The 3,517-nt window shown below is 63.7% G+C and carries 2 protein-coding genes; both read left to right on the forward strand.

Annotation, left to right across the window (positions count from 1 at the left end; translation table 11 throughout):
• The coding region (locus ENZ74_RS25910; RefSeq protein ID WP_348630705.1) for a DUF6504 family protein at window positions 1-701 on the forward strand (701 nt) is incomplete at its 5' end.
• Window positions 698-3,517 (forward strand): error-prone DNA polymerase (locus ENZ74_RS25915; protein ID WP_127313076.1); only part of this gene is annotated, 2,820 nt, incomplete at its 3' end. The genes ENZ74_RS25910 and ENZ74_RS25915, both read left to right, overlap by 4 nt.

Below are 3,517 nucleotides of genomic sequence, written 5' to 3' on the forward strand. Positions count from 1 at the left end.
CCGTCAGCCGCATCGCGCTCGGTACCTCGCGGCCGATGCGCGAACCCATGCTGATCCAGAAACTGTTCCATGAAAGGCTGGCCGCGCTCGAACAGGATATCGATGCCGGCTATGGTTTCGATCTGGTGCGGCTCTCGGTGTTGGCATCAGCCACCTTCGACATGCAGCAGGCCGATCTTGCCGGCGAGGTGACCGACGACGGCGCCGATATCGCGCTGTTCGCCGACCGCATCCGCGCCCGGCTCGGCGATGGCGCGGTTCTCCGGGCAGTCGCGGTCGAAAGCCATCTGCCGGAGCGTGCCGTCGCCACCATCCCCTTCACCGACGCGCCGTGCCGGACCACGCCGCCGAAGAAGCCGGACAGGCTGCAGGCACCAAAAACCATATTTCCGCCGGAACGACCGATCCGGCTGTTCCGCTCGCCCGAACCCATCGATGTGCCGGCCACCGAAATGCCGGAAGGACCGCCGCTGAACTTCCGCTGGCGGCGCGCGCTCTACCGGGTCAAGCGCGCCGAAGGGCCGGAACGCATCGCCGCCGAATGGTGGCGGGAAGCGCCAAGCGACGAGGCGGCATCGACGCGCGACTATTTCCGCATCGAGGATGCCGACGGCCGCCGCTACTGGCTCTACCGGCAAGGCCTCTACGGCGGCGCCTCGCAAGTCCCGCCGCGCTGGTTCCTGCATGGAGTCTTCGCATGAACGCGCTGACCGTCATTCCCTATGCCGAGTTCGGCATCCAGTCGAATTTCTCCTTCCTGCGCGGCGCCTCCAAGCCGGAGGAGCTGGTGGTCGCGGCCAAGCTCCTGGGCTTCTCGGCGATCGGACTTGCCGATCGCAACACGGTGGCCGGCGTGGTGCGCGCCTGGCAGCAGGCCAAGGTCGAAAAACTCTCCTATCACCCCGGCTGCCGGCTGGTTTTTGACGACGGCACGCCGGACATCCTCGCCTATCCCCAGGACCGCAAGGGCTGGGGGCACCTCTGCCGCATGCTGACGCAAGCCAATCTGCGCGACGAGAACGAAAAAGGCGCCACCCTTCTCCAGCGCGGCGACCTGCTCGAATGGGGTGACCTGATGTCGCTGGCGGTCCTGCCCGGTCTGTCGACGGGGGCGCAAGACAGTCTTGCCTTGCTTGGTGAGCTCAAGGGCCGTTTCGGCAGGAACCTGCGGCTTGGCGTTTCGCCCGACTACGCCGGCAATGACCGTTTCCGCATCGAGCAGGCGGCAGCACTTGCCGAGAGCGCCGGCATTCCGCTGATGGCGACCAACGACGTTCTTTATCACACCGCCGAACGGCGCCCGTTGCAGGACGTGCTGACCGCGATCCGCCTCAACACGCCCGTTGCCGAGGTCGGGCTACAACTGGCCGCCAATGCCGAGCGCCATCTGAAGCCGCCGATGGAGATGGGCCGCCTGTTCCGCCGGCACCCGCAGGCGCTGGCCGAGACGCTGCGATTTGCGCAAGAGCTGACTTTTTCGCTCGGCGACCTCCAGTACAACTACCCCGACGAGCCGACGGAATCGGGTCTTGGTCCACAGGCTGAGCTGGCGCGACTGGCGCGGGAGGGAGCGGCGAACCGCTATCCGGCTGGTGTGCCGGATTCCGTGACCAAGCGCATCGAGGAAGAGCTCGCTTTGATCGAACGCCTCAACTATGCCCGCTATTTCCTGACTGTCTACGACATCGTCAAGTTCGCGCGCAGCAAGGATATTCTCTGCCAGGGACGTGGATCAGCCGCCAATTCGGTCGTCTGCTTCTGCATCGGCATCACCGAAGTGGGGCCGGAAAAAATCGATTCGCTCTTCGAGCGCTTCATTTCCGAGGAGAGAAACGAGCCGCCGGATATCGACGTCGATTTCGAGCACGAAAAGCGCGAAACTGTAATCCAGTACATCTACGAGAAATACAGCGGCAAGCGCACGGCACTTGCCGCCGCCGTCATCAGCTATCGCGGCCGTTCGGCGCTGCGCGAAGTGTCGAAGGCGATGGGCCTGTCCGAGGATGTCAGGGCATCGCTTTCCGGCTCGATCTGGGGTTGGTCGACATCGGAGCTTGGCGAGAAGGAAGCCCGCGCCGGCGGCCTCGACCGCACCGACCCGGTGTCGGGGCACGTGATGGAGCGTGCCAATGAGATCATGGGCTTCCCCCGCCATCTCTCCCAGCATGTCGGCGGCTTCGTCATCACCAGGGACCGGCTCGACGAGATTGTGCCTATCGTCAAGACGGCGATGGACGAGCGCAAGATGGTCGAATGGGACAAGGACGATCTCGACGCGGTGAAGATCTTGAAAGTCGACGTGCTGGCGCTCGGCATGCTGACCTGCCTGCAACGCGCCTTCACCTTGCTCACGGATCACTATCCTAATGCGCGGGATGATTATGGGCAGCCCTATGTGTTGGCCACCCTGCCGCCGGAGGACAGGCAGGTCTACAAGATGATCTGTCGCGCCGACACGCTCGGCGTCTTCCAGATCGAATCGCGGGCCCAGATGTCGATGCTGCCGCGCCTCCAGCCGAAAACCTTTTATGATCTCGTCATCGAGGTGGCGATCGTTCGGCCGGGCCCGATCCAGGGCGACATGGTCCATCCCTATCTGCGCCGCCGGCAAGGCAAGGAACAGGCCGAGTATCAAAAGCCGGAGCTGGAAGCGATCCTCAAGAAAACGCTTGGCGTACCGCTGTTCCAGGAACAGGCGATGAATATCGCCATCGTCGCCGGCGGTTTCAAACCGGGCGAAGCCGATGAACTGCGCCGCGCCATGGCCACCTTCAAGCGCACCGGCACCATCGGCAATTACCGCGACCGTATGATCAATGGCATGGTCGGCAAGGGCTACACGAAGGACTTCGCCGAGCGCTGCTTCAAGCAGATCGAGGGCTTTGGCGAATACGGCTTTCCTGAAAGCCATGCTGCTTCCTTCGCCCTGCTCGTCTATGCCTCCTGCTGGTTCAAGACCTTCTATCCCGACGTGTTCTGCGCCGCGATCCTGAATTCGCAGCCGATGGGGTTTTACCAGCCGGCCCAACTCGTGCGCGACGCAAGCGACCATGGCGTCGACATCCGCGACGTCGACGTCAATTTTTCGGTGTGGGATTGTACGTTGGAAAAGGCGCCATTCGATCCGGCCCGCATCCTGCCACGCCATGCCGAAATGCGCGGCGTCATCGAGACAAATCATGCGCTGCGGCTCGGCTTCAGGCAGATCAAGGGCCTGTCGAAGGAGCGCATGGAGGCTTTCGTCGAGCGGCGCGGCTCAGGCTATGTATCCGTCAGGGATGTCTGGCTGCGCTCCGGCCTCGATGTCGGCGAGATCGAAAAACTGGCGCAGGCCGATGCCTTTCGCTCGCTCGGTCTTGACCGTCGCGAAGCCCTGTGGGCGGTGCGCGCGCTCGACGGCAAGAGCGCCGCCGAAAGACTGCCGCTGTTCGACCAGCCGGCGCTTCGCCTGCGCGAGCTGGAACCGGAGACGAGGCTGCCGAAAATGCCGCTCGGCGAGCATGTCATCCACGATTAC

Source organism: Mesorhizobium sp. M7A.F.Ca.CA.002.15.2.1 (assembly GCF_003998715.1).
In the GTDB taxonomy this organism is placed as follows: Bacteria; Pseudomonadota; Alphaproteobacteria; order Rhizobiales; family Rhizobiaceae; genus Mesorhizobium; species Mesorhizobium ciceri.